Annotated in this window: 26 protein-coding genes and 1 tRNA gene; 8 read left to right on the top strand and 19 right to left on the bottom strand. The window is 71.3% G+C overall.

The genetic code is table 11. From position 1 onward, the window contains the following. The first annotated feature begins 47 nt into the window (after positions 1-47). On the top strand, positions 48-989 hold the full coding sequence (dapD, locus tag ASE01_RS17405) for a 2,3,4,5-tetrahydropyridine-2,6-dicarboxylate N-succinyltransferase (protein WP_056755145.1): 942 nt from the start codon (positions 48-50) through the stop codon (positions 987-989). Between the two features lie 34 nt (positions 990-1023). Beyond that, on the top strand, positions 1024-1983 hold the full coding sequence (locus ASE01_RS17400) for a hypothetical protein (protein ID WP_056755140.1): 960 nt from the start codon (positions 1024-1026) through the stop codon (positions 1981-1983). Positions 1984-2000: 17 nt separating this feature from the next. Here the strand turns inward: ASE01_RS17400 and ASE01_RS17395 are convergent, their stop codons facing one another. Next, on the bottom strand, positions 2001-3941 hold the full coding sequence (locus ASE01_RS17395; RefSeq protein WP_056755136.1) for a hypothetical protein: 1941 nt from the start codon (positions 3939-3941) through the stop codon (positions 2001-2003). Positions 3942-4004: 63 nt separating this feature from the next. Between ASE01_RS17395 and ASE01_RS17390 the strand changes: the two genes are divergently transcribed. After that, entirely contained in the window at positions 4005-4394 is a 390-nt protein-coding gene (locus ASE01_RS17390; protein WP_056755132.1) for a hypothetical protein, read from the top strand. Here the strand turns inward: ASE01_RS17390 and dapC are convergent, their stop codons facing one another. Both dapC and fdxA read right to left on the bottom strand, forming a co-directional pair. After that, positions 4395-5510 carry a succinyldiaminopimelate transaminase gene (gene dapC, locus ASE01_RS17385; protein ID WP_056755128.1) on the bottom strand — a complete coding sequence of 372 codons (1116 nt, stop codon included), beginning with the start codon at positions 5508-5510 and terminating at the stop codon, positions 4395-4397. Positions 5511-5516: 6 nt separating this feature from the next. Next, positions 5517-5843 (bottom strand): ferredoxin, encoded by a 327-nt coding sequence (gene fdxA, locus ASE01_RS17380; protein WP_056755124.1) that lies wholly within the window; start codon positions 5841-5843, stop codon positions 5517-5519. A gap of 169 nt (positions 5844-6012) precedes the next feature. Between fdxA and ASE01_RS17375 the strand changes: the two genes are divergently transcribed. After that, entirely contained in the window at positions 6013-6891 is an 879-nt protein-coding gene (locus ASE01_RS17375; RefSeq protein ID WP_056755121.1) for a GNAT family N-acetyltransferase, read from the top strand. 6 nt (positions 6892-6897) lie between these two features. Here the strand turns inward: ASE01_RS17375 and ASE01_RS17370 are convergent, their stop codons facing one another. Further along, the gene (locus ASE01_RS17370) at positions 6898-8283 is read right to left on the bottom strand and encodes a cystathionine beta-synthase (RefSeq protein ID WP_056755119.1); all 1386 of its coding nucleotides are present in this window, start codon (positions 8281-8283) and stop codon (positions 6898-6900) included. 36 nt (positions 8284-8319) lie between these two features. On the opposite strand from ASE01_RS17370, the gene ASE01_RS17365 reads away from it, so the two are divergent. After that, positions 8320-9372, top strand: coding sequence for an SGNH/GDSL hydrolase family protein (locus tag ASE01_RS17365; protein ID WP_056755116.1), 1053 nt, complete (start codon positions 8320-8322; stop codon positions 9370-9372). Positions 9373-9377: 5 nt separating this feature from the next. Here ASE01_RS17365 and ASE01_RS17360 read toward each other — a convergent pair whose 3' ends face one another. From ASE01_RS17360 to ASE01_RS17310, 11 genes are all read right to left on the bottom strand, one after another. After that, positions 9378-10274, bottom strand: a complete 897-nt coding sequence (locus ASE01_RS17360) for a Bax inhibitor-1/YccA family membrane protein (RefSeq protein WP_056755111.1) — start codon at positions 10272-10274, stop codon at positions 9378-9380. Positions 10275-10389: 115 nt separating this feature from the next. Then, a complete protein-coding gene (locus ASE01_RS17355) occupies positions 10390-11898 on the bottom strand; it encodes a cellulase family glycosylhydrolase (RefSeq protein WP_082606176.1) in 1509 nt (502 codons plus the stop codon). Between the two features lie 38 nt (positions 11899-11936). After that, the gene (locus ASE01_RS17350) at positions 11937-12620 is read right to left on the bottom strand and encodes an SAM-dependent methyltransferase (protein ID WP_082606175.1); all 684 of its coding nucleotides are present in this window, start codon (positions 12618-12620) and stop codon (positions 11937-11939) included. Between the two features lie 70 nt (positions 12621-12690). Beyond that, positions 12691-12764 (bottom strand) — tRNA-Leu (locus ASE01_RS17345). 29 nt (positions 12765-12793) lie between these two features. Continuing rightward, positions 12794-13360, bottom strand: coding sequence for a peptide deformylase (locus ASE01_RS17340; protein ID WP_235536080.1), 567 nt, complete (start codon positions 13358-13360; stop codon positions 12794-12796). Then, entirely contained in the window at positions 13357-13881 is a 525-nt protein-coding gene (locus ASE01_RS17335) for a glycine cleavage system protein R (RefSeq protein ID WP_056755104.1), read from the bottom strand. Before ASE01_RS17335 ends, ASE01_RS17340 begins: the two co-directional genes overlap by 4 nt. 24 nt (positions 13882-13905) lie before the next feature. Further along, on the bottom strand, positions 13906-14832 hold the full coding sequence (locus ASE01_RS17330; protein WP_056755101.1) for a Ppx/GppA phosphatase family protein: 927 nt from the start codon (positions 14830-14832) through the stop codon (positions 13906-13908). Between the two features lie 63 nt (positions 14833-14895). Continuing rightward, positions 14896-15414, bottom strand: coding sequence for a DUF501 domain-containing protein (locus ASE01_RS17325; RefSeq protein WP_056755098.1), 519 nt, complete (start codon positions 15412-15414; stop codon positions 14896-14898). Then, positions 15411-16010: an FtsB family cell division protein gene (locus ASE01_RS17320; RefSeq protein WP_056755094.1), complete on the bottom strand. Its 600-nt coding sequence runs from the start codon at positions 16008-16010 to the stop codon at positions 15411-15413. Before ASE01_RS17320 ends, ASE01_RS17325 begins: the two co-directional genes overlap by 4 nt. Positions 16011-16031: 21 nt before the next feature. Beyond that, positions 16032-17309, bottom strand: a complete 1278-nt coding sequence (gene eno, locus ASE01_RS17315; protein ID WP_056755088.1) for a phosphopyruvate hydratase — start codon at positions 17307-17309, stop codon at positions 16032-16034. A 121-nt stretch (positions 17310-17430) separates the two neighbouring features. Then, positions 17431-18051: a TetR/AcrR family transcriptional regulator gene (locus ASE01_RS17310; RefSeq protein WP_056755084.1), complete on the bottom strand. Its 621-nt coding sequence runs from the start codon at positions 18049-18051 to the stop codon at positions 17431-17433. 68 nt (positions 18052-18119) lie between these two features. Between ASE01_RS17310 and ASE01_RS17305 the strand changes: the two genes are divergently transcribed. Further along, on the top strand, positions 18120-19034 hold the full coding sequence (locus ASE01_RS17305; protein WP_056755079.1) for a sterol desaturase family protein: 915 nt from the start codon (positions 18120-18122) through the stop codon (positions 19032-19034). On the opposite strand, the gene ASE01_RS17300 is transcribed toward ASE01_RS17305, so the two are convergent. After that, complete coding sequence (locus ASE01_RS17300; protein WP_056755076.1) at positions 19012-19455, bottom strand: nuclear transport factor 2 family protein; 444 nt, start codon at positions 19453-19455, stop codon at positions 19012-19014. The two genes, ASE01_RS17305 and ASE01_RS17300, sit on opposite strands and share 23 nt — an antisense overlap. Then, a complete protein-coding gene (locus tag ASE01_RS17295) occupies positions 19452-20153 on the bottom strand; it encodes a ferritin-like fold-containing protein (protein WP_056755072.1) in 702 nt (233 codons plus the stop codon). The genes ASE01_RS17300 and ASE01_RS17295 overlap by 4 nt, the downstream gene beginning before the upstream one ends. A 292-nt stretch (positions 20154-20445) precedes the next feature. Here ASE01_RS17295 and ASE01_RS17290 point away from each other — a divergent pair, with 292 nt between their 5' ends. Beyond that, positions 20446-21972, top strand: a complete 1527-nt coding sequence (locus tag ASE01_RS17290) for a DEAD/DEAH box helicase (protein WP_056755718.1) — start codon at positions 20446-20448, stop codon at positions 21970-21972. 291 nt (positions 21973-22263) lie between these two features. Here the strand turns inward: ASE01_RS17290 and ASE01_RS17285 are convergent, their stop codons facing one another. Further along, on the bottom strand, positions 22264-23004 hold the full coding sequence (locus ASE01_RS17285; protein ID WP_082606174.1) for a L,D-transpeptidase: 741 nt from the start codon (positions 23002-23004) through the stop codon (positions 22264-22266). Positions 23005-23007: 3 nt separating this feature from the next. Continuing rightward, positions 23008-23808, bottom strand: a complete 801-nt coding sequence (locus ASE01_RS17280; protein WP_056755066.1) for a ParA family protein — start codon at positions 23806-23808, stop codon at positions 23008-23010. 79 nt (positions 23809-23887) lie between these two features. Here ASE01_RS17280 and ASE01_RS17275 point away from each other — a divergent pair, with 79 nt between their 5' ends. Further along, a complete protein-coding gene (locus tag ASE01_RS17275; protein ID WP_056755063.1) occupies positions 23888-24661 on the top strand; it encodes an SDR family NAD(P)-dependent oxidoreductase in 774 nt (257 codons plus the stop codon). The last annotated feature ends 3 nt before the right edge of the window (positions 24662-24664 follow it).

Below are 24664 nucleotides of genomic sequence, written 5' to 3'. Positions count from 1 at the left end.
ACGGGACGGGCGGGCATCTGGTTCCACGCCACCTAGACTCTGGTCACGTGACTGCCGCATGGGGCTTCGGCCTGACGACGTACGCCGCCGACGGTGAGACCGTCCTCGACACCTGGTTCCCCGCGCCTTCGCTGGGCGCCACGCCCGCCGACGCGTCGGCGCCGGCCGATCTCGTCGCACTGGAGGGCGCGGACGACGCTCGCGGGGTGAGCCGCAAGGTCAACCTCGTCGAGATCGCCGACCTCGCCACCGCGCCCGCGTCGACCGTCGAGGTGTGGCTGCGCCTGCACCTGCTGTCCCACCGCCTGGTCGCTCCGCACGGCCAGAACCTCGACGGCGTGTTCGGTCTGCTCACCAACGTCGTGTGGACCTCCGCAGGTCCGTGCTCCATCGAGGGCTTCGAGATCACCCGCGCGCGCCTGCAGGCTGCCGGCCAGCACGTCACCGTGTACGGCGTCGACAAGTTCCCGCGGCTGGTCGACTACGTCATCCCGGCTGGCGTGCGGATCGCCGACGCCGACCGGGTGCGCCTCGGTGCGCACCTCGCCGAGGGCACGACGGTCATGCACGAGGGCTTCGTGAACTTCAACGCCGGCACGCTCGGCACCTCGATGGTCGAGGGCCGGATCTCGGCCGGCGTCGTCGTGGGCGACGGGTCCGACATCGGCGGCGGTGCCTCGATCATGGGCACCCTCTCCGGCGGCGGCAAGGAGACCGTGTCGGTGGGAGAGCGCTGCCTGCTGGGCGCGAACGCCGGCATCGGCATCTCCCTCGGCGACGACTGCGTCGTGGAGGCCGGTTGCTACGTCACCGCCGGCACGAAGGTCACCGTCCTCGAGCCCGGCAAGGACCCGCAGGTCCTCAAGGCGCGCGAGCTGTCCGGCGCCAGCAACGTGCTGTTCCGCCGCAACTCCGTCACGGGCGCCATCGAGGCCGTTCCGTGGCAGGGCGAGGGCATCGCTCTCAACGCCGCCCTGCACGCCAACTGATTCCGGGTTTTTGCCACCCCGGACACTGGGTTCCGTGAGGAACAGGGCAGCGGCAGTCGTCGTGGGAGTCGCCGTCCTGGCGACCGTCGCGGGCGTCGGCATCGCCGTGCTCAAGGTGACCGACGACATCATCAACGGTCCCGACGGTGACTGCGAGGTCACCGTCTCGGGCCACGAGGTGACGGTCAGCGGCGAGCAGGCGGAGAACGCCTCCCTGATCTCGGCGATCGCCGTACGACGCCGCCTGCCCGCACGGGCGGTCTCCATCGCGCTGGCGACGGCCTACCAGGAGTCGAAGCTCGAGAACATCGACTACGGCGACCGTGACTCGCTCGGCCTGTTCCAGCAGCGCCCCTCCCAGGGCTGGGGCACGCCCGAACAGATCCTCGACCCCGTCTACTCGACCAACGCGTTCTACGACGCCCTCGAGAAGGTCGACGGCTACGAAGGCATGGAGATCACCGTCGCTGCGCAACGCGTCCAGCGCTCGGCCTTCCCCGACGCGTACGCCGACCACGAGGCCGACGGTCGCGCGCTCGCCTCCGCCTTCACGGGCTTCTCCCCCGCCACGTTCAGCTGCGACCTGTCCGGCGGAGCACCGTCGGCCGACACCGAGCTCGTCGCCAGCGGCCTCACCCCGCGTGCCGAGGCGATCCGCAAGGAGCTGCTCACCAGGTTCGGCCGGCTCTCCCTCGGCGGCTACGCACCGGGCGGCGTCGGCACCGGCCACATGGAGGGCTCCGCGCACTACGACGGCCGCGCCATCGACGTCTTCGTGCGGCCGATCAGCAAGCCCAACAAGACCAAGGGCTGGGCGATGGCCCACTGGGCCGTGGCCAACGCGTCCCGCCTCGACATCCGCACCGTCATCTTCGACGACCGGATCTGGACCTCAGGCCGGCAGGGCTGGCGCGACTACGACCCGCCGTCGTCCTCCGGCGACATCAAGATCCTCGAGCACCGCGACCACATCCACATCGACGTGTTCTCGTAGATTCCGAGCGCCCCACCTCAGCGGGTGATCCGCCACTCGATCGGCGCGGTGGGGTCGGGCAGGTAGGAGCAGTACGTGCCCGTGCGTACCGCCCGGTCGAGGTGGGCGCCGAGGTCGGGGAGCTGCTCGCGCACGCGCGCGAGGCCGTAGCGGACCGAGCGGGTCACGCTGGTGCGAGCCCGCTCGGACGCACCACCGCTGCGGCGTTCGCGACCCCCGAGCCCGAGGCCGCCGCCGAGCTCGGCCAGGAGGTAGTCACGGTCGCGCTCGGCGAGGAAGCGTCGGGCGTCGTCGTGGTCTCGCTCGGCCTCCGCGAGGTCCTCCTCGACCTCCGCCAGCCGCCGCCGGTACGACGCCACGGCCTCCGCGTCGAGGACGGGCAGCCCGGTCTCGGCGACCATTGCCCCGGCCAGGTCGGTCGCGGCGAACTCACGCCCCGGTTCGGCCAGGAGCCGGATCAGCAGCTGGATGCCCTTGAGGTCCGCCACGGCAGCCGACCTGCCGGCGTGACCGATCCGCCACCGGTCGCCGTCCCGGGTCACCGTCACGACGACTGCTCCGGCCGGAGCCAGCACCTCCACGGGAAGCGGTCCGTCGAGCAGGGCCTGCACGGCGGCGGAACGGGCCGGCGCGCCGAACGCGGCGAAGCCGGCCGCTGCAGCCTTCCACTCGGTCCGGGCGAGGTCCTCGCTGCCCGCCACCCGGTGGGCTTCGGCGAGGACCAGCCGGGCCGAGGCGACGTCGTACGGCGCACCGATCTCGACCCACTCCCCGACGGCGCACGCGGCGGCCGTGATCGCGTCCCCGCTGGATCCTGGGGTTCCGGACAGCAGCGCCGCCCGGGCGCCGGCCAGCGCGGCCTCGGCGCGCACCATGGCCGTGGGGTAGCGCTCGGCCACGGCTGCGAGCTGGTCCGCGGCCGTACGTGCCGTCGCCTCGTCACCGGCGGCCTGGGCGATCTCGGCCTGCGCGGCCAGCAGGGGCACCAGTCGGAGGTCGCCGAACGGCGGGCGCTCCTTCCACGGCACGGCCATCGGATGGTCGATCTCGTCGCGCACCATCACCGCGGCGGCGTCGAGGTCACCGTGCTCCAGACGCAGCAGCGCCCAGCCCGGCTGCGCCGACCACGCACGCTCGTGCGCCTGCTCGAAAGCCTCCTCGGCTCCGGCGAGGTCACCCCGGCGCAGCCGGATGTTGCCGAGCTCGACGAGCGGCCAGCCGAACTCCCGGCGCAGCCACGGTCGGAGCTCCGCACAGGCGGCGAGTGCCTCGCGCTCGGCCGCCTCCGCCGGTCCCGAGATCCGGAGCAGCTCGGCGCGGTGCACGCGGCACCGGCCGTGGGTGGCGCCGAATGCCGGTCCGTGCCGCCAGTTCTCCATCACCTCGGTCCACTCCCGCGCCCGGTCGTGCTGTCCGAGCCAGAGGGCAGCGCAGATCAGCTCGCAGTAGACGTTGCCGGTCGTGAGGGGGTCGAACTGCCCGGCACCCAGGTCCAGCGCCAGCTCGTCGAGCAGCGCGACGCCCTCCTCGACCCGGCCCGCGTGGACGGCCAGCCTGGCGAGTGCGACGCGTCCCAGCCCGCGGGCGGGGTCCACCCCGAACGCGTCGCCGAGCGCCACCGCCTCGCGGGCGGGGGCCAGGGCGGCGGCAGGATCGCCGGAGAGGAACCGCTCGTAGGTCGTGATGACCGCGAGCAGCGCGTGCACGGGACCCGGCTCCCCGTCGGCGACCAGCCGACGGGATCGGGCGAGCCAGCCGCGGACGGGCGCCAGCAGCCCGGTCTCGCAGAGCAGGTTGAGCGCCACCAGGGCCGCCGCCCGCGCGGCGAGCACCGGGCGACCAGCGGCGAGCTCGACGTCGTACAAGCGCTCCCAGGCGGCGATCGACGCGTCGATCTCCCCCGCGGCGTAGGCCGCGGCGGCCTGCTGTTCGAGCTGCTCGGCGTCGGTGGCCGTCACTGTCGCATTGTGACACCGCTTGTCACGCCTTCGGGGTGAACTGACCCACGAAAGGACACCGCCATGCACGTCTCCACCTCCGACCTACCGATCAAGATGAACGCCCTCGGCGCCGTCGCCCGCCACCAGGGGGACTTCGGTACGGCGTTCGGGACCCTGGCCGCCGAGCACCTCGTCCTCGCGACCGGCGTCGACGTCGCACCGCTGCTCGCGGGGCTCGACGACGGGCTGTGCTTCGCGCCCCACTGGGGCTATCTCATCCGGGGCCGGGTCGTGGTGACCTACGGCGACGGCTCCACCGAGGTGTGCGACGCGGGCCAGTGCGTGCACTGGCCGGCCGGTCACACCGTGCGGGTGGAGGACGAGGCCGAGATCGTGATGTTCAGTCCGGCCGCCGAGCACCACGCGGTCATGAACCACATGCTCGGCGTGCTGGCGACGATCCCCGCCTGATCAGCTGCGAGGAGCGAGGCGGGCGACGGCGGCATCGATCCGCTCGTCGCTCGCCGTGAGCGCGACCCGCACGTGGTGCGAGCCCGCGGCGCCGTAGAACGCACCCGGGGCGACCAGGATCCCCTGCTCGGCGAGGTCGGCGACGATCTGCCAGCAGTCGGGACCGTCCGGTCCCTTCGTGGTCCAGAGGTAGAGCGACGCCTCGGAGTGGTCGATCGTGTAGCCGGCGCCCTCGAGTGCGGCACGCAACCGGGTGCGACGGGCGCGGTAGCGCTCGTGCTGCTCGGCGACGTGCGCCTCGTCCCCGAGGACGGCTGCCATCGCCAGCTGCTGCGGGCCGGGCATCATCAGTCCGAGGTTCTTGCGGACCGCGAGGAGCTCGGCGATGACGGACCGGTCGCCGGCCACGAAGGCGCAGCGGTAGCCAGCGAGGTTGGAGCGCTTCGAGAGCGAGTGCACGACCAGGATGCCCTCGGAGGAGCCGCCACAGACGTCCGGGTGCAGGACGGAGACCGCCTCGCCCTCCCAGACACAGTCGAGGTAGCACTCGTCGGAGACCAGCAGGACGCCGCGCTCGCGGCACCAGTCGACGACCTTCTTGAGGTGCGCCGTGGGGAGCACGCGGCCACTCGGGTTCGAGGGCGAGTTCAGCCAGAGCAGCTTCGGCGTCTCGGGCCCGAAGGACGTCAGCGAGTCCGTGGCGACGGCCGTCGCGCCGACCAGCGCCGCCCCGACCTCGTAGGTCGGGTAGGCGAGTGCCGGGAAGCCGATCACGTCGCCCGGACCGAGGCCGAGGTACGACGGCAGCGTCGCGATGAACTCCTTGGAGCCGATCAGCGGGAGGACCTGGTCGAGGTCCAGCTCGATCGTCCCGTGGGTCCCCGTGAGCCAGTCGACGACGGCCTGGCGAGCCTCGGGGACGCCGACCGTGACCGGGTAGCCCGGCCAGTCCGCGGCAGCGGTCAACGCGGCACGGGCGACCTCGGGCGTCGGGTCGACCGGGGTGCCGATCGAGAGGTCGACGATGCCGTCAGCGTGTGCGCGCGCCGTGGCGGCGTACTGCGTCAGCTTGTCCCAGGGGAAGTCGGGAAGCCGGCCCGAGACCGGAGCGCTCAAGGCTGCTCAGTGGTCCTGGTTCTGCGGCTCGAGACCAGCGACGTACACGGCGTCCTTGTCGATCTCACCCATCTTGGCGGCACCGCCGGGCGAGCCGAGGTCGTCGAAGAACTTGACGTTGGCGTCGTAGTAGTCCTTCCACTCCTCCGGGACGTCGTCCTCGTAGAAGATCGCCTCGACCGGGCAGACCGGCTCGCAGGCACCACAGTCCACGCACTCGTCGGGGTGGATGTAGAGCATCCGCTTGCCTTCGTAGATGCAGTCGACCGGGCACTCATCGACGCACGCACGGTCCTTAACATCGACGCACGGCTGCGAGATGATGTAGGTCATCGGTTCCTCCTGGACCAGCACTTCAACTACGGAGACTTCGGGCTGACACGGCAGGCCCAATATGAATGGGTTTCGTGTCGGTCCTCACCCTAGTATCCCGAGGGTGGCTGATGCGCGCAGACCCCCCATTTCGGGACAGCATGATGCTGGCCACACCCTCGGTCCCCATGTGATCGGGCAGCGCGTCGTCATCCGCCGCCTCGTCCGGGGCGAGAGCGGCCCGACCGGCGGGCCTGCCTTCACCGACCTGCTGGGTGTCTGCACGGCCTGGGCGGAGGGTCGGTGCGTGGTGCAGCCGGAGTCCGGACCGGCCGTCACGATCGCGCTCGCGGACATCGTGTCGGGCAAACCGGTGCCGCCGCGCCCCTCGGTGCGCCACCGGGTCGGGGTGCGCGAGTCCGAGGTCCGCACGTCTTCCCTCTGGCCCGGCATCGAACGCATCGCCCTGGGCGAGTGGGAGCTGCGCAGCGAGGCCGCGCCGACCGGTCGCCTCCGCAAACGCGCCAACTCCTGTCTCGCGATCGGCGACCCCGGCGTCCCCCTCGTCACGGCCCTCACGGCCGTCGAGGCGTTCTACGCCGAGAGGTCGCGCGACCCGTTGCTCCAGGTCGAGGCCGACTCCGAAGTGGAGCGGGAGCTGATCGCGACCGGCTGGCACGCCCTGGAGCACGGCGAGTCCGAGCTCCGTCTCGCCGGCACCTCACAGGTGCGCCGTGCCCTGGGAAGGCAGCACCCGCCGGTCGAGCGCGAGGCCACCGGACCTCGTGCGGTCGCCTCCATCGGCACGGCCTGCGACCCCCTCGCCGAGGCTCACGCCACCCTCGATGACGACTGGCTCGGCATCCACGGCCTGGCCGTGGACCCCGCACACCAGCGCCGCGGGCTCGCGCGCGCCGTCCTGGCCGAGCTCCTGGACTGGGGCTCGGAGCAGGGCGCACTCACGGTCTGGCTGCACGTCGAGACCGCCAACGTCGGCGGCAGGGCCTTCTGGGACGCCGCGGGCATCAGCCCGCACCACACCTGCCGCTACTACGCGCCACCCGCCTGAGCGGGGTCAGCCCTTCGCGAGGAACAGCAGCAGGTCGTGCCGGGTCAGCACCCCGATCGGCTTGCCGTCCTCGTGCACGAGCACTGCGTCGGCCCCCTCGAGCAGGGGCACCGCGGCCGTGGCGTCCTCGGTCGAGCCGATCGTCGGCAGCGCCGGGGACAGGTGCTGCTCGACGGCGTCGCTCAACCGTGCGTTGCCGGTGAACAGGGCGTCGAGGAGTGCCCGCTCCGACACCGAACCGGCCACTTCGGCCGCCACGATCGGCGGCTCCGCCCGCACGACGGGCATCTGCGAGACGGCGTACTCCTGCAGGATGCCGATCGCCTCGGCGATGGTCTCGTTGGGGTGGGTGTGGACCAGGGCCGGCAGGGCGCCGGTCTTGCCCCGCAGGACCTCGCCGATCGTGCGCGTGGGCGCCTGCTGGCCGTTGCTGAAGCCGTACTGCGCCAGCCAGTCGTCGTTGAAGACCTTGCTGAGGTAGCCGCGCCCGGAGTCGGGCAGCAGCACCACGATCACCGCGTCGTTGCGCCCCTCGGCTGCGAGCTCGTGGGCGAGCTGGCGTGCGGCGAAGGCCGCCATGCCGGACGAACCACCCACCAGCATGGCCTCCTCGCGGGCGAGGCGCCGCGTGAAGGAGAAGGAGTCCGCGTCGGAGACCTCGATGATGCGGTCGGCGATGTCGCGGTCGTAGGTCTCGGGCCAGAAGTCCTCACCGACGCCCTCGACGAGGTAGGGGCGCCCGGTGCCTCCCGAGTAGACCGAGCCGGCCGGGTCGGCGCCGACCACCTCCACCTCGGCACTCTGCTCCTTGATGTAGCGGCCGATGCCGGAGATCGTGCCGCCGGTGCCCACGCCGGCGACGAAGTGCGTGATCCGCCCGTCGGTCTGGCGCCAGATCTCGGGTCCGGTCTCCTCGTAGTGCGAGCGCGGGTTGTGCGGGTTGGAGTACTGGTCGGGCTTCCAGGCACCCGGCTGCGAGGCGAGCCGGTCACTGACGTTGTAGTAGGAGTCGGGGTGCTCCGGAGCGACGGCGGTCGGGCAGACGACCACCTCGGCGCCGTACGCCTTGAGGACGTTGCGCTTGTCCTCACTGACCTTGTCGGGGCACACGAAGATGCACTTGTAGCCCTTCTGCTGCGCCACCATCGCCAGCCCGACTCCGGTGTTGCCCGAGGTCGGCTCGACGATCGTGCCTCCCGGGAGGAGCGCACCGGACTCCTCGGCGGCTTCGATCATCCGGGTCGCGATCCGGTCCTTCACGGACCCACCGGGGTTGAGGTATTCGACCTTCGCCAGCACCAACGGTCCGTCGGCGGGCAGGTCGAGGGAACGGTTCAGCCGGACCAGCGGGGTGTTGCCGATCAGCTGCAGCAGGGACTCGACGTACTCCATGTCCTCACCGTATCGGTGTCTCCGTAGAGTTGGCGCGTGAGCAAAGCCTCCGCTGCCCGCAAACTCGCCGCCGCCGCCCTGTACGGCGGCGGTGGGCTGTCTGCCCTGGGCGCGGGTCTGTACGGCGTCCTGACCGCGGAGGCCAAGCTCGCCCGCAAGACGATCGGCCCCGCCCGCGACGAGCCGCCGCCGGACGCCTCGGGCTGGTACGGCCGCGGGCGTCCCGGTCCCGCCATCAAGATCGCCCTGCTGGGCGACTCCAGCGCCGCTGGCTACGGCGCCGACCGGGTCGAGGAGACGCCCGGCGCTCTGATCGCCTCCGCCATCGCCGAGTTCGCGGACCGACGGGTCTACCTCAAGGAGTTCTGCGTCGTCGGCGCGAAGTCGTCCGACCTCGCGGCCCAGGTCGACCGGGCGCTGCCGATCGAACCCGACGCCACCGTGATCCTCATCGGCGGCAACGACGTCACGCACACGATGCGGCCGTCCCAGTCGGTGCGCTACCTCTCCGAGGGAGTACGCCGGCTGATCTCGGCCGACGCCCAGGTCGTCGTGGGCACCTGCCCCGACCTCGGCACCGTCCAGCCGATCGCTCCCCCGCTGCGCCAGGTCGCGCGCGCCTGGTCACGACGGCTCGCTGCCGCGCAGACCATCGCCGTCATCGGCGAGGGCGGCCGGACCGTCTCCCTGGGCGACGTCCTGGGCCCCGAGTTCGCGGCCGCACCTGCGCTGCTCTTCGGCCCGGACCAGTTCCACCCGTCCGTCGAGGGCTACCGCGCGCTGGCCGGTGTCCTGGTTCCGTCGGTCCTCGCCGCCCTGCAGCGGGTCCCGGCCGAGGAGATCGGCCTCGAGGCGTTCCGCGGCGAGGGCGTGCTGCCCGTCACCCGCGCCGCCATCCGCGCGGTCAACGAGCCCGGGACCGAGCTCGACGGCACCGAGATCGGCGGGCGTCGTACCGGCGTTCGCGGTCTGTGGGTCGAGCTGCGGCACCGCCGCAGTCGCAAGGACGTGCCCGGCGAGGCGCCGGAGTCCCAGGAGAACGCAACGGCCCCCGTGCCCACCGAGGGTGGGCCGGAGGCCGTCGGCTGACTGGGTCAGTCGTTCTGCAGGATCGCGAGGATCCGGAGCAGGTTGGTGTAGATCCAGACCAGGCTCACGAGCAGGCCGAACGAGGCCCGCCACGACTCGCGCTCGGGGAGGCCGTTGGCGACGCCCCGCTCGACGAAGTCGAAGTCCATGATCAGCATGAACACACCGAGCACCAGACCGGCGATGGAGAACAGCAGGCCGACCGCGCCGAGCTCGAACAGGCCCAGGCCGGAGGTGAACATGCCGAGGACGACCTCGAGCAGGCTCAGGCCGACCATGCCGAACATCGCGGCGACGACGAAGGTGCGGAACTTGTTGCCGACCTTGATGTCGAAGAACTTGTACGCCGCGAGGGTGCCGCCGAAGGCGGCGAAGGTGCCGAGCACAGCCTGGATGACGATGCCGCCACCGAAGGCCATGTCGAAGGACTTGCTCAGCGCGCCGAGCGCCAGACCCTCGGCCGCCGCGAAGGCGAGCACCAGGGCGGGCGAGATGACCCGCTTGAACGAGTTGACCAGCGACAGGACGAACGCCAGGCCACCACCGATGACGGCGGCGGCGTACAGCGGGCCGAGGCTCTGGTTGGCCGCGACCTCGTCGAGGCCGGGCGTGAGGATCCAGGTCGCAGCAGCGACGACGAGCACCACGCCGAGGGTGATCGCGGTGGTCTGGACGACCGAGTCGATGGTCATCCGGCCCTGGCCGCGCTGGCCCTGGGGTGCCGGCGGCTGACCGCCGGGCTGGCCGTAGCCGGGCAGGCCGCGACCGGGCTCGCCGTAGCCGCGGGGCTGGTCCTGGCCGTAGCCCTGGTAGGGGGCACCGTTGCCCTGGTAGGTCTGGTTGCCGGGCGCGTTCCGGTTGAACTCTTCCGAGCGACGGAACACCGGGTTGTTGCTCTGCATGATCTCCTCCGCAGGACAGCGAGTCGTTCTGGCCACCCAGTCTAGGCGGCCTGATGATGGGGAAACGCCCGGCGTGGGCGAAACGTTCCCGATTCGATGCCGTCCCGCCCTCCTGTCAGCGCCGCACGATCGCGACCGCGACCTCCGTGCCGGGGACGTCCGGACGCACCAGGATCCTGCCGTCGGTGCCCTCGGTCCAGGTCCCGCCGCTCACCTCGACCCGGTGGCCGCCCGGGTAGTGCAGCGGGCTGACGAAGATCTCGGTGGGTGCGTCGATGGCGTTGGAGCGGTAGCGGTAGGCGAAGTCGCCGTTCGCCGCGTCGAAGCTCATCGCGAGCGGGGTCCCTGCCGTCGCCTGGGCATAGGTGCGCACGAGCACCCGGAGCTTGTCGGTCTTCACCGAGTCGAAGTCCGTGTCGTCGTGGAACATCCCCTGGGCGTCGTCGGCGGTCGTCGGGTCCTTCCACTGCTTGTAGGCCCAGTGGCTCCAGCCCATCAGGTTGCGGTCCGCGACGGCGGCATCGATCTCGACGGCACGGATGTTGTCGGTGGCGCCCCACTCGCTCATCATCGCCGCGGCGTTGATCTTCCTGGCCTGGGCGAGCGCGGTGTCGGTGCGTTCCTGGCTGAACTTCCAGCAGTTCTCGACGTTCCCGAGCGGAATGCCCTGGGACTCGAGGAAGACGTCCTGGCAGTAGTTGTGCCACGAGTAGCCCAGCTGGTCCTCCCCGGCCATCGGCTCGAGGAAGGTCGGCACCTGGCGACCGGCGGCGAGCTGCTGCGGCTCCCACCAGACGAGGTTGTCCGGGTCGACCTGGCGGATCGCGCGGGTGACCTTCTCGTAGGCGGGCTGGAGCTCGTTGGTGTAGGACGCCTTGCAGCCGGAGGTGAAGCAGGTGAGCCACTCCAGGCCCATCCACGGCTCGTTGATGAGGTCGTAGCCCATCAGGTGGGGCTGGTCCTTCCACCATCCGGCTGCGACCTGCCAGGCAGCGGCCCAGTGATCGATCCCGCGGTGGCGGTTGGCCCAGAAGTGGTCGAAGACGAGCGAGTTCTCGGGCGTCCAGTAGCCCATCGGGAACGGCAGGTTGAGGGGCGGCAGCAGTCCGAGCACGACCGGACGGTGCTGGGCCCAGTCCGGGACCCCCTCGCCGCCGTACGTCTCGTGCCACTGGTCCTGGTGCATGTCGAGCTGCATCCAGATCCCGCGGTCGGAGAGCAGGTCCATGACCCGCTGCCAGCCGTCGCGATAGGCGGGGTCCCCCACGCCGGGCGCGTCGGGAGTCAGGCCGGCCCACAGCGTGCCGAGCCGCATGCCGTTGAAGCCGTACCTCGCCAGCCACTCGGCGTCGGCCTCGGTGAAGCCCTCCGCGGTGTCGGGCGGGACGTAGGGGTCGAGCTTCCACACCAGGTTGAAGCCGTGCACGATCACGACCCGGCCCTGCTCGTCGACCAGCCAGCGGCCCTCGCGGCGCAGCTGCGGCGCGTCGTCATCGGGTACGGCGGCCACCACCGCCGAGCGCACCTCGGGCTCCGCGGCGCGCGCCGGCCCCAGACCCGCCACCGTGGTGACGGCGAGGCCCGCGAGCGCGAGCAGGACGGTAGAACGTGTTCTACGACTCATGGCCCTTCAACGAGCCTGCCGCCAGAAGGTGACTCAGGTCACGCCCGACGACGCAGGCGCACGATCGTGTCCCGCACCTCGAACGGGCCATCGTCACTCGCCTGCACCCGGGTCGGGGTGTCGGTGACCTCGATCTCCCAGGCCGAGTCGGGCGCCTCGGCACCCAGCACGTCGAGCACGCGGTCGGGCTCGAAGAGGAGGCCGGGGCCGTGGTCGTGGCGGGCACCGGAGGTGACGTCGTGGGGGTGGTGGGCGGTGACGAGGAGCCGGCCACCGGGCGCCACGGCCTCCGCGATGCCCTGGTAGATCGCCGGGAAGTCCTCGACCGGGACGTGCAGGAAGCTGACGGTGACCAGGTCGAAGGTGTGCCGGTGGGCCGGTCGCGGATCGGCCAGCGCGTCGTAGAAGCCGAGCTTCAGGTGGTCGCCGACACCGGCCTCCTCGGCGTGCGCCGCGACGCGCGCCAGCGCGACCTCCGAGACGTCGACGGCGGTGACCTCCCAGCCCTGACCGGCGAGCCAGATCGCGTCGCCGCCCTCCCCACAGGCCACGTCGAGTGCGGTCCCGGGCGTCAGGTCGGCGACCTGCTCGACGAGTCGCTGGTTGGGGTTGCCGCTCCAGACCCGGTCGCTGCCGGCGTAGCGCTCGTCCCAGAACTCGGGGGTGAGCGCCTCACGGAGCGCTTCGAGGGAGTGGTCGTGGTCGCTGTGGTGACGGGACATGCCCCCACTCTCCCGGTTCAGGTGGACCTGAAGTCAAGCGATGCGCGTCCTGGCGCCCACATCGGGCACGTGCCCCCGCTGGGGTTCGAACCCAGACTGGACCGCTTTTAAGGCGGCTTCCTCTACCGGTTGGGATACGGGGGCGTGGGCCTGCGGCCCGGTCGACGGGAAGGTCACAGGTAGGTCTGGCGAGGATAGATCGCGTGGGCGCCGGCGACGCGGTCCAGGAACAACAGGCCGTCGGTGTGGTCGATCTCGTGCTGCAGCGCCCGTGCCTCGAAGGCATCGGTCGCGAACTCGACCTCCTCACCGGTGCCGGGGATCCGGCCCCGCACGGTCAGGCGGGAGGCCCGCTTCACGTCGCCGGTGAAGTCGGGCACGCTCATGCAGCCCTCGCGGGCCTTCTCGTTGCGACTGGACTCGACGACCTCCGCATTGCACAGGACGAAGGTGCCGTGCAGGGTCCGCGCCTTGGGGTGCTCGGTCACGTCCACGCAGAACATCCGCACGCCCACGCCGACCTGGTTGGCGGCCAGGCCCACGCAGCCGGGACTCACCCGCATCGTGGCGACGAGGTCGGCGGCGAGCTGCACCATCTCGGGCGAGGTCGGGTCGATGTCGGCACCACGCGCCGAGAGCACGCCCTCGGGCGCGCGCACGACCTCGCGGACCGCACCCTCGACGCCCAGCTCGGCCTCCGTCCAGGCCGCGACCCGCACGCTCCCCTCCGCTGCGGTCACAGCTCGTCGGCCTCGGCGGGGCGCAGGGTCGCCCTCACGCCGACCCGCTCGGCCGCAGCACGGATCGCACCATCGACCGCCTCGACGTCGGCACCGACCGGCAGGTCGAGCTCGGCGACGAGCAGGTAGAGCTCACCGGCCAGCCGCGTGGTCAGGTCGGTGATGTTGCCGCCGGCCGCGGCGACCTGTCCGACGACCTCGGACACGATCCCGGGACGGTCACCGCCGTGGACGGTCAGCACCCAGGCACTGCCCCCGGCGGCGGGCGTGGGCTCGTCGGTGACGGGGCGTACGGCGACGTCGAGGTCGCCCCCGCCTGCGAGCGACGCCAGCGCGCTCTCCACCTGGGCACCGTCGACGGCACCGCGGCAGAGCAGCATCATCGCGAAGTGCCCGCGGAGCAGGGTCATCGTCGAGTCCTCGATGTTGAGACCCAGACCGGCCAGCCCGTTCGTGGTGGCGGCGATGATGCCGGGGCGGTCGTGTCCGATGACGGTGACGGCGTACAGGTCGTTGCTCACCGGGCCATCATCCCAGCACGGGCGTCAGGAGGTGAGCAGACTCCAGGCGATGCCGTCGAGGATGTCGGTCTCCGCGACCGTCACGGTCGCCACCTCGACGCGGCCCAGGACCCGCGAGACGATCAGGGCACCGGCGTCGATGACGTCCGCGCGACCGGGATGCATCCAGCCGAGCGCGCGTCGCTGCGCCGTCGTCAGTGCCAGCAGGGACCCGACCAGGCGCTGCACGTCGAGGACGGCGAGCTCCTGGCCATGGATGAGGTCGCGGTCGTAGGCGGCCAGACCGAGGGTTCCTGCGGCCATCGTGGTGTTCGTGCCCGCGACGGCGAGCACGGTGGCGGCAGCGGCCGGATCGACCGGAGAGGCGTCCAGCGCGGCATCGATGTCGGCCACGGTCGCCGCGATCTCGAGCTCGCTGATCGGGTCACTGCGCACGTGCCGCTCGTGGAGACGGACCGAGCCGATGTCCATCGAGTGCGCCGCGGTCGGCCCCGTCGCCGGGTCGCCGAGGATCAGCTCGGTGGACCCGCCGCCGATGTCGATGACCAGGACCGGTCCCGCGAGCGGGCGCACCGCGCTCACGCCGCGCACGGCGCCGTCGAACGCGAGGCGCGCCTCCTCCTCACCCGAGAGAACCTCGGGGCGCAGGCCCAGGCGAGCCAGGACCCCGTCGGCGAACTCGGCGGCGTTGGCCGCGTCACGGGTCGCGGAGGTCGCGCAGAAACGGATCCGCTCGGCCCCGGCGTCACGGATGATCGCCGCGAACTCCTCGATCGCCACCCACGCCCGTTCGAGCGCCTCGGGGGCGAGCACACCGGTGGCGTCGACGCCCTGGCCGAGCCGGATCATCCTGCTCTCGCGGCGCACTCCGGCCGGGTCGCCGGCAGGATCGCCGACGAGCAGCTTGATGGTGTTGGTGCCGCAGTCGATCGCGGCGATCGGCCCAGTCATTCGTGGGAGCCAGTCATTCGTGGGAGCCCAGGCATTCGCGGGAGCCCAGGCATTCGCGGGAGCTCAGTCATCCGTGGGGACGGTGACACACGGACCCGTGGCCCACCACTCGCCGAGCATCTCGAGGACCTCGTCGCCGAGCGGGTTCACCCCGGGGCCGGCGGCCAGCGCGTGGCCCGCCAGCACGTGGAGGCACTTGACCCGGTTCGGCATGCCGCCGGCGGAGATGCCCTCGATCTCGGGGACGTCGAAGCCGCCGGCCTCCCCGACCGCCGCACGGTCGGCGAGATAGGCCTCGTGGGCCGCTCGGTAGGACGCGGCCAGCTCGGGATCGGTGCCCAGCCGGTCCTGCATCTCCTTCATCACGTGGGTGCCCTCGAGGGTCCCGATGCGGGAGCTCGCCCGCGGGCAGGTGAGGTAGTACGTCGTCGGGAACGGGGTGCCGTTGGGCAGCCGCGGCTCGGTCGTCACCACGTCGGGGTTGCCGCAGGGGCAGCGGTGCCCGATGGCGTGGATCCCCCGGGGCGGCCTGCCGAGCTGGGCGGCGATGACCGCCTCGTCCTTCTCGCGCTCGGTGCTCACTCCGACAGGTCCTCCTCCGGTGCTTGGATCTCGTCCTTGGGCGCCCGCACCCTGGTGGGAGGGTTGCCGGCGATCTTCATGGAGTCCCACGCGTCCTCGTACCAGGCCCGCACATCGGGGTCGTCGACCGACGCCGGGTCGCCGAGCTCGGCAGAGGCGTCGAGCGGGTCGCCGTTCTCGTCCACGACGACGTACGGCGTCTCGCCCCGCATGACGTAGCCGAAGCGGGCGCGGGCCTGCTGGGCGACGTACGACGGGTCCTCCCAGCGCTCCTTCTCGCGCTTGAGGTCGGCGATGTTGCCCTCGCGCTCGAAGATCTGCGCCTCGAGCTGTTCGATCTGGCCACGCTGCTGCAGGTAGGCCCGCAGCGAGGAGGCGTAGGAGACCGCGAGCACCGCGAGCACGAGCACCAGGATCGCGGCCCGGCCGGTGAGCCGGGACTTGCGCTGGTGCTCGGCGCGCGCACGCAGGAGAGCAGCCTCCCGGTCGCGCGCGGCCTGCTTGCGCTCGGCCTTCAGTCGCTCGGCGTACCGCGGTCCGGACCGCCCCGATGCGGGGCGGCCCGGTTTGCGGGACGTGCGGCGCTCGTCAGCCATGGTGGGTCTCCGGTGGGCCGATCAGCCCTGGTAGCGGGGGAAGGAGGCCGCGCCGGCGTAGCGCGCGGCGTCGCCCAGCTCGTCCTCGATCCGCAGGAGCTGGTTGTACTTCGCGACCCGCTCGGACCGCGCCGGGGCACCGGTCTTGATCTGGCCGCAGTTGGTCGCCACCGCGAGGTCGGCGATCGTGGTGTCCTCGGTCTCGCCCGAACGGTGGCTCATCATGCAGCGGTAGCCGTTGCGGTGGGCGAGCTCGACGGAGTCGAGGGTCTCGGTGAGCGAGCCGATCTGGTTGACCTTCACCAGCAGCGAGTTGGCCTGGCCGCCGGTGATGCCGCGCTGCAAGCGCTCGACGTTGGTGACGAACAGGTCGTCGCCGACCAGCTGGGTCTTGGTGCCGAGCTCGTCGGTGATGGCCTTCCAGCCCTCCCAGTCGTCCTCGTCGAGGGGGTCCTCGATGCTGACGATGGGGTACGACGCCACGAGCTCGGCGTAGTAGGCGGTCATCTCGGCGGCGGTCTTCTGCGCGCCCTCGAAGGTGTAGGAGCCGTTGTCGCAGAACTCCGAGGCGGCGACGTCGAGCGCGAGCACGATGTCCTTGCCCAGCTCGTAGCCGGCGTTGCCGATCGCCTCGGCGATCAGGTCGAGCGCGGCCCGGTTGGACTCCAGGTCGGGGGCGAAACCACCCTCGTCGCCGACGGCCGTGGCGAGGCCGCGACCCTTCAGGACGGCCTTGAGCTCGTGGTAGACCTCGGTGCCCATCCGGAGGGCTTCACGGAACGTCGGGGCGCCGATCGGAGCGATCATGAACTCCTGGATGTCCACATTGGTGTCGGCGTGCGCGCCACCGTTGAGGATGTTCATCATCGGCACCGGCAGCAGGTGCGCGTTGGGGCCGCCGACGTAGCGGTAGAGGGGCAGCTGGGCGGAGTCCGCCGCTGCCCGGGCCACGGCCAGAGAGACACCGAGGATCGCGTTCGCGCCGACGCTCGCCTTGTTGGGCGTGCCGTCGACCTCGAGCAGCGTCTGGTCGATCAGGCGCTGGTCGGCGGCGTCGAGACCCTCGATCGCCGGGCCGAGCTGCTGGATGACGGCCGTGACGGCCTGCTGGACGCCCTTGCCGGCGTACCGGGCACCGCCGTCGCGCAGCTCGACGGCCTCGAAGGCGCCCGTGGAGGCACCACTGGGGACTGCCGCACGGGCGAAGGACCCGTCGTCGAGGAGGACCTCGACCTCGACAGTGGGGTTGCCGCGCGAGTCGAGGATCTCGCGGGCTCCGACGGCTTCGATCGCTGCCACGTGTACTGCTCCTGGGTGCTGGCTGGGTTGAGGCGGTCAAGACGGCTGACGTTCGCCCAGACTAGTCCGCCGGGGGGTCCACTCCCGGCAGCGCCCACCGCGCGTTCGGAAGCTTCTGGGGTCACCCGCTGACGGACATCCCGAAGACGGCACCGAACAGGCGCTCGCACCGTGCGCTCATCTGGTCCGGTGTCACCCCGGGGTGCTCGCACCACCAGGTGACGAGCGAGGTGAACACGTTGCTCCACACCGTCGTCATCGCATCGAGGTCGAGGGCGTCGTCGTCCCCGGCGAGGGCGAGCAGCTCCCCGACCCCCTCGGTCGCCAGCTCCTCCAGCCGGCGGCGGTAGGAGCCGAGCACGTCGCCGGCCGCGTCGCTGACCGGCGCTGTCGGGTCGTTGGCCACGGCCCAGACCCACGCTCGCCCGTCGAGCGCCGCGAACACGCCCTCCAGCGTGACCAGCGCCCGCCGCAGGCCGACCGCTCCGAGCCGGGCAGACCGCTCGATCTCCCCGATCAGCAGCGAGGACGCCTCGAGGAGGCACCGCTCGAAGAGACCTTCCTTCGAGCCGAAGTAGTTGTAGATGAGCGGCTTGGAGATGCCGGCCTCGCGAGCGATGTCGGCCACGGAGGTGGCCGCGAAGCCCTGCTCGGCGAAGACCCCTCCGGCCACGTCGAGGATCTGCTGCTCGCGGTCGGCGCGCGCCACGCCCTTCGTGCCGGTGCGGGTCGCCGAGGTCATGGGAGAAACCCTAGCGGACGAATTGACCCCGTGGTAACTTACTCGCGAGTCATATCGAAGGAGCCCCCGTGCAGGACCTGCTCGACCCGCTGAAGAACCCGGTGACCTACGCGATCCCGTTCTTCGTCCTGACCCTGCTCATCGAGCTCGCCGCCCTGAAGTGGCTCGACCACGAGGACGACCCGCACACCGGACGACCGCCCACCGGCTACCTCGGCAAGGACACCCGCGCCAGCCTCGGCATGGGCGCGATCTCGCTGGTCTTCACCCTGGCCTTCAAGGTCGGGTCCTTCCTCGTCTACTCCCTGGTCTTCGTGCACCTCGCGCCGTTCCACCTGTCGACCGACGCGTGGTGGTACTGGCCGCTCGTGATCGTCGCCGTCGACCTCGGCTTCTACGGCTCGCACCGCTTCGTGCACCGGGTCAACGTCGGCTGGGCCGCCCACCAGGCGCACCACTCGAGCGAGTACATGAACTTCGGGACCGCGCTGCGCCAGAAGTGGAACCCGTGGTTCGAGTTCTTCTTCTGGCTGCCGCTGCCCTTCCTCGGCTTCTCCCCGTGGACGATCTACGTCGCCTTCGGCTTCAACCTGATCTTCCAGTTCTTCGTCCACACCGAGACGATCGGCAAGCTCCCGAGGCCCGTCGAGCTCGTCTTCAACACCCCGTCCCACCACCGGGTGCACCACGGCTCGGACCCGGAGTACCTCGACAAGAACTACGCCGGGATGCTCATCGTGTGGGACCGGATGTTCGGCACCTTCCAGCCCGAGCTGCACCGCCCGACGTACGGCCTGACCAAGAAGGTCGAGACGTACAACCTGCTGAAGCTGCAGTACGGCGACTACGCGCAGATCAGCCGCAACGTGCGCAACGCCGGATCCTGGCGCGACCGCTTGGGCTACCTGTTCGGGCCTCCCGGCTGGGAGCCCGAGGCGCCGGCGGCGTCGCCGGGCGCGCTCAGCCCAGCAGGTGCTGACTGAGGTCGCCGGTCAGGTCCGTGGTCATCGTGCGCGACTCGAACGTCCACGCGCCCTCGCGGCGCCGGAACGTGTCGCGATAGCGGCCCACGATGATCGGCTGGAGCGCGAGGCTCTCGGTCGCCTGGAAGACGGTGTACGTCGACGAGGCGCTCGCCGTCCCGCCCGCCTCGTCCACATCGAGGGTGAGGTTGGTGGTCACGTGGCGCGTGTGGGGCGTGCCGTCGTCGTACAAGCGGACCATCGAGCGGTAGAACGCCTCGACCGCGGTGCTCCCCTCGGCGAGGGTCACCGGGCCATCGGGCGTCCCGGCGCAGACGCGACCGTCACCGAAGAGCGTCCCGACCCCGGCGAGGTCGCCGGCGTCGACCGCATCGGCGTAGGCGTACAGCAGGCGTTCGACGGCCCGGTGGGCGTCGCTCACGAGTCGAGGCCGAGCTCGCTCATCCGCGCCATGTGGCGCTCGGTGAGGCGGGTGAACATCCGGCCCATCGCGGCCAGGTCGAGGCCGGGGCGGTCCACGCCCCCGGCGAGGAGTGCGGTCAGGGCGTCCCGCTCGGCGGCGACGCGCTGCGCCTGGGTGAGGGCCTCCCCCATCAGTCGGCGACCCCACAGGGCCAGCCGCCCGCCGAGGCGCGGGTCCTGGACGATGGCCGCGCGGACGCGGTCGACGACGAAGGCCGCGTGGGTGCCCTCCTCCATCGAGGAGACGACCAGGTCCCGGGTCTCGGGGTCCAGGTAGGCCGCGATCTCGCGGTAGAAGTCGTTGGCCAGGCCGTCGCCGACGTAGGCCTTGACGAGTCCCTCGTACCAGTCCGCCGGAGCCGTGTGGAGGTGGAAGGCGTCCAGCGGCTCGCGGAACGGCGCCATCGCGACGAACGGGTCGGTACCGAAGGACCGGATCCGGTCGTGCAGTGCATGGACCTTGGTGAGCTCGGCGCTGGCCATCGTCGCGAGGTCGACCTTGTCGGCCAGGCTCGGCGCGAGCTTGGCGTCCTCGGCGAGGCGCTCGAAGGCCGAGATCTCCCCGTAGGAGATCGCCGCGAGCAGATCGATCACGGCCTCGCGGTAGGCCGGGTCGGCATCAGCGGTGAGGGAGCTCGCTCCGGCGGATTCAGCCATGCGTGCAGGCTACAAGTAGACTGGGTCACAGCGAGAGCCTGTCCGCCCCTCACGGAGCGCGACGGCCCGCCCGGGCACCCGCCCACGTATGTGCGCGGCTGAGTGTGAATCGGCCGCTTTGATTCTGGCGCCTGCCGACCGGCCGACGACACTCACGAAAGCGACAAGAACCCTGACTTCCATCGACGACACCACTGCTGCGCCCTCCGACGAGACCCCCGCGGTCGATGACGACGGTGCCAACGAGACGCGTGCGGAGAAGGTCATCCCCTCCTTCCGCGAGATGGGCGTGATGCCCCTGATCTGCGACGCCCTCGACCGCGCCGGCATCACCCACCCCTTCGCGATCCAGGAGATGACCCTCTCCGTCGCGCTGCTGGGCACCGACCTGATCGGCCAGGCACGCACGGGCACCGGCAAGACCCTTGCCTTCGGCATCCCGCTGCTCCAGCGCAGCGTCGCCCCGAGCGACCCCGACTACGCCGAGCTGCCGCAGGGCAAGCCGCAGGCGTTGGTCGTCGCGCCCACCCGCGAGCTCGCACTCCAGGTCTCCAGCGACCTCCAGCTGGCCGCCAAGGATCGCGGCCTGCGTGTCCTGACCATCTACGGCGGCGTCGGCTACGACGTCCAGATCGATGCCCTCGAGGCAGGGGTCGACATCGTCGTCGGGACGCCCGGGCGCCTGATCGACCTGGCCAACCGCAGGGTCCTGGACCTCTCCCACGTGCATGCGCTCGTCCTGGACGAGGCCGACGAGATGCTCGACCTCGGCTTCCTCCCCGACGTCGAGAAGCTCCTGAAGCTCACCCCCGAGACGCGCCAGACGATGCTGTTCTCGGCCACGATGCCGGCAGCGATCGTGTCGCTGGCCCGCACCCACATGCGCCACCCGATGAACATCAGGGCGGAGTCGTCCTACGAGAACTCCACCGTGCCCGCCACGGCCCAGTTCATCTACCTGGCCCACGACCTCGACAAGCCGGAGATCATCGGTCGCCTGCTGCAGGCCGAGGACGCCGACAAGATGATCGTCTTCACCCGCACCAAGCGCCAGGCACAGCGGATTGCCGACGACCTCGTCGAGCGTGGCTTCAAGGCCAGCCCGTTGCACGGCGACATGGCGCAGGTCGCGCGCGAGAAGGCGCTGACCAAGTTCCGCGAGGACAAGATCCAGGTCCTCGTCGCGACCGACGTCGCCGCTCGTGGCATCGACGTCGCCGGTGTCAGCCACGTCGTGAACTACACGTGCCCCGAGGATGACAAGACCTACGTCCACCGGATCGGCCGCACCGGCCGCGCCGGCGCCTCCGGCATCGCGATCACGCTGGTCGACGCGACCGACGTGCACCGCTGGAAGATGATCAACAAGGCGCTCGACCTGCCGTTCGAGGAGCCGCTGGAGACCTACTCGACCTCCGAGCACCTCTTCCACGACCAGGGCATCGCCCCCGGCACCAAGGGACGGATCGTTCCCCCGGCCCCGCAGGCGCCCCGCGCCGACCGTGACCGTGGTGGCGACCGCGGTGGCGACCGTGGTGGCCGTGACCGTCGCGAGGGCGGCGGCGAGCGTCGCACCGGTGGCGGCGACCGCAACCGCGACCGCACCCGCACCCGGACCCGATCGGGCCAGCCGGTCGAGGGCGAGGCCGCCACGGCTGCCCCCGACGCGGGCGCAGCCCCGGCGACCGAGGGCGCCGAGCGTCCCGCTGGCGCCAGCCGCAACCGTCGTCGCCGTCGTCGCCCCAGTGGTGGCGGCCAGGGCGAGGGCACCCCGAGCGGCTCGGACAACGCAGGCACTGCGGAGTCGCAGACCGCCTGAGCACGGCTCTCTCCTGAACGGCCCGGATCGACGCTGTCGGTCCGGGCCGTTTCGGCTTCATCACGGGATGTAGGCGAAGCGATGGCGCTTCATCACGGTATGTAGACGACCGTGCGGTTCTGTAGCGGAGTTCCGCCAGGGAGGCGACCGCTCACCTACATACCGTGATGAAGCCGCCGCAGCCCGAGCCCACTCACCTACATACCGTGATGAAGCCGCCGCAGCCCGAGCCCACTCACCTACATACCGTGATGAAAGCCGCCGCAGCCGACCCATCCACCCCGTCGGGGCTCAGGCCGTGACGACGACCGTCGTGCCGACCGGAGCGAAGTCCCAGAGCGCGATCGCGTTCGTGCGCTCCTGGCGGATGCACCCGTGCGAGAGCGGAGTGCCCAGCTGCTTCAGCGTCTGGACCGGCTTGCCGTCGTCGACGGGGATCGTGTGGAAGCCGATCGCCGAGCCGCCGGTGCCGTAGGTGAACCGGACGAAGTACTCCATCGTCCCGGAGTCGTCGATGCCCACCGCGTTGCGGCTGCGGGAGAACACCGCGAACGTCCCGGTCCTGAGGTTGTCGGTGACGCTGCCCGAGACGAGGTAGGTGCGGGTGACGTCCTCGTCGTCGTCGACGAGCCAGACGCGCTGCAGGCTCTCGCTGAACACGATGCGCCGCCCCTCCCCCGAGTCGGCGGGCAGCCCGGTCGACTCCGTCAGTGCGGCGATCCTGCTGCTGCCGTCGGCGTCGGCGAGCCCGGGGGTCGCACCCGTGCGGGCATCGGTGCGGGTCGCGGGGGTGTCGTCGGTGCGCTGGGTGGGTGCGGTGATCGAGCTCGCCGCATCCGAACGGTCAGGCCCCGACGGCAGCAGCCCGAACCCGCCGGCGACGGCGATGGCCGTGACCGAGAGGGAGGCGCCCAGCACCGTGATCCGGCCGTAGCGCGGTCGCACCGCGCTCGCGCGGCGCTTGCCGGCGACCGGATTCCGGTGCCTTCCGCTCGATCGGCGGGGAGCCGCCCGCTTGCCTGCCTGTGCCACGACTCAGCGCGCCGCCCGGGAGATGAGCGCACCGGCGACCTCGCGGTAGGCCTGTGCGCCCTTGCTGGTGCGGCTGGTCGCCAGGATCGAACGGCCGGCGGCCGGGGCCTCGGCGAACTTGATCGTCTTGGGGATCGGCGGCTCGATGACCTCGAGGTCGTAGGTCTCCGAGATGGTGTCCAGCACCGCCCTCGCGTGGTTGGTCCGGCCGTCGTACAAGGTCGGCAGGACGCCCCACACCGCGAGGTCGCGGTTGGTGAAGCGGCGTACGTCGTGCACGGTGTCGAGCAGCTGGCCCACCCCGCGGTGCGACAAGGTCTCGCACTGCAGCGGGATGAGGACGCCCTGGGCGGCCGTGAGAGCCGCGACCGTCAGCACCCCGAGGGACGGCGGGCAGTCGAGGATCACCCAGTCGTAGTGGGTGCCCGCGGCGGCGAGGTCCTCCATCACCGTGCGCAGGACGTGCTCGCGGCCGGTGCGGGTCAGCAGGTCGGCCTCGGCACGGGCGAGCTCGATCGTGGCGGGCAGGAGGTCGACGCCGTCCTCGGTGGCGATGATGACCTCGGAGGGGTCGGTCCCCTTCGTCAGCACGTGGTGCACCGAGAGGTCGAGGTCCTCCGGGTCGATGCCGAGCGAGAAGGTCAGACAGGCCTGTGGGTCGAGGTCGACGAGCAGGACCGACTGACCGCGCTCCGCCAGGGCAGCACCGATCGACGCGACACTGGTCGTCTTCGCGACGCCACCCTTCTGGTTGGCGACAGCGAGGATCGTGACGGGGGAGCCGGGAGCCTTCACGCTGTTCATCGGGGTCCATCATGCCGGACATCCCCGCGTCGTGGGCGCAAGGCGGGCACCTCGTGCCGCCGAATGCTTGACTGGCGCCATGTCGACCGCACGTACCACTGCCCTCGTGACCGGCGCGACCGCCGGTATCGGCCTCGAGTTCGCCCGCCAGCTCGCGGCGCGCGGCGAGGACCTGGTCCTGGTCGCGCGGGACTCGACGCGGCTGGAGGTGGTCGCCGGGGAGCTCCGGGCGGCGTACCCCGTCGAGGTCGAGGTGTTGTCCGCCGACCTCACCGATCTCGACCAGCTCGCGCGCGTCGAGGAGCGGCTGGCCGATCGCACCCGCCCGGTCGACCTCCTCGTCAACAACGCCGGCTTCGGGCTCAAGGAGAGCTTCCTCGTCAATCCGATCGAGGTCGAGCAGGCGCAGCAGGACGTGCTCGTGCGGGCCGTGCTCCGCCTCACCCATGCAGCACTCGGCCCGATGACCGAGCGTGGACGCGGCGGCGTGATCAACGTGTCGAGCGTGGCGGCGTTCCTGCCCCGCGGGACCTACAGCGCGGCCAAGGCCTGGGTGAACTCGTTCAGCGCCTGGGCACACGGCGAGTACGCCGCCCAGGGAGTCACCGTGATGGCGCTGTGTCCCGGCTTCGTGAGGACCGAGTTCCACCAGCGTCTGGGGGTCGACCGCGACTCCTCGGCCCCCCGGCCGCTCTGGCTCGAGGCGGACCGGCTGGTCCGTGACGCGCTCGCCGACTTCGACCGGGGCAAGGGGATGTCGATCCCGTCGAAGCGCTACAAGGCGATCGTGGTGCTGACCCGGCTGGTGCCGCGCAGCGGCCTGCAGCGGCTCCAGTCACTCGGGCGGAAGTAGGCC

It is taken from the genome of Nocardioides sp. Root190 (assembly GCF_001428565.1).
In the GTDB taxonomy this organism is placed as follows: Bacteria; Actinomycetota; Actinomycetes; order Propionibacteriales; family Nocardioidaceae; genus Nocardioides.
Note: the sequence above shows the minus strand (reverse complement) of the source record. Positions and strands in the feature narration are given on the sequence as shown.

Coding starts and splice junctions, on each gene's coding strand:
- ASE01_RS17355 (WP_082606176.1), bottom strand. CDS start 11,898: ATGAGTCGTAGAACACGTTCTACCGTCCTGCTCGCGCTCGCGGGCCTC.
- ASE01_RS17290 (WP_056755718.1), top strand. CDS start 20,446: ATGCCCCTGATCTGCGACGCCCTCGACCGCGCCGGCATCACCCACCCC.
- ASE01_RS17350 (WP_082606175.1), bottom strand. CDS start 12,620: ATGTCCCGTCACCACAGCGACCACGACCACTCCCTCGAAGCGCTCCGT.
- fdxA (WP_056755124.1), bottom strand. CDS start 5,843: ATGACCTACATCATCTCGCAGCCGTGCGTCGATGTTAAGGACCGTGCG.
- ASE01_RS17330 (WP_056755101.1), bottom strand. CDS start 14,832: ATGACTGGGCCGATCGCCGCGATCGACTGCGGCACCAACACCATCAAG.
- ASE01_RS17280 (WP_056755066.1), bottom strand. CDS start 23,808: ATGAACAGCGTGAAGGCTCCCGGCTCCCCCGTCACGATCCTCGCTGTC.
- ASE01_RS17275 (WP_056755063.1), top strand. CDS start 23,888: ATGTCGACCGCACGTACCACTGCCCTCGTGACCGGCGCGACCGCCGGT.
- ASE01_RS17320 (WP_056755094.1), bottom strand. CDS start 16,010: ATGGCTGACGAGCGCCGCACGTCCCGCAAACCGGGCCGCCCCGCATCG.
- ASE01_RS17390 (WP_056755132.1), top strand. CDS start 4,005: ATGCACGTCTCCACCTCCGACCTACCGATCAAGATGAACGCCCTCGGC.
- ASE01_RS17295 (WP_056755072.1), bottom strand. CDS start 20,153: ATGGCTGAATCCGCCGGAGCGAGCTCCCTCACCGCTGATGCCGACCCG.
- ASE01_RS17310 (WP_056755084.1), bottom strand. CDS start 18,051: ATGACCTCGGCGACCCGCACCGGCACGAAGGGCGTGGCGCGCGCCGAC.
- ASE01_RS17370 (WP_056755119.1), bottom strand. CDS start 8,283: ATGGAGTACGTCGAGTCCCTGCTGCAGCTGATCGGCAACACCCCGCTG.
- ASE01_RS17360 (WP_056755111.1), bottom strand. CDS start 10,274: ATGCAGAGCAACAACCCGGTGTTCCGTCGCTCGGAAGAGTTCAACCGG.